The following is a 507-nucleotide window of genomic DNA, read 5'->3' on the forward strand; positions in this document are numbered from 1 at the left end:
TAGCCGATCCACAAATCAATCGCTTGTTGGCCCCAACTGGTGATTCGGTCTAGCTTCATTTGCAAACCAAATAGGGTTTCACCTACAAACTCGAGCTCATCGTCACCATAAACAATTTCTTGAATATCAAGAATCTGGGTTTGCAGTTCATCGCCCGCCGCTTGCAAGGTGTCTTGCAACTCTTTTAGCGTGGCTGAGGTTTCCGATAGCAAAGACTCACAGTTGTTGATTGCTTCTCGCCAATCTTTATTTAAAAGATCCGCAATTTGCTGTTTGACGGTTTGTTGCTGTTCATCCATAACCCGTTGGTTAAGATCGATCTGATCAAAAATTTCGCCAACAGAATACTTGAGCACGCCGTACACATTCCTTCTCCAATGCCCCGGAGTTCCACCTTTCTGGGCGGCTTCAATGGCTTTTGCCATCTCATCGGCAACCATAGAAAGCTGGATAGACAGTTTTAATTTAGAAAACTGGCGGTGACGTAAGTAATAATCTGAGATACCA

General features: G+C 44.4%; 1 pseudogene. It reads right to left on the bottom strand.

Annotated features, from left to right (window positions below):
* Positions 1-507 (bottom strand): annotated as a pseudogene (locus AB4653_RS27405) (condensin subunit MukF); the annotation flags it as partial.

It is taken from the genome of Vibrio sp. 10N.222.48.A3 (assembly GCF_041475345.1).
In the GTDB taxonomy this organism is placed as follows: domain Bacteria; phylum Pseudomonadota; class Gammaproteobacteria; order Enterobacterales; family Vibrionaceae; genus Vibrio; species Vibrio tasmaniensis_A.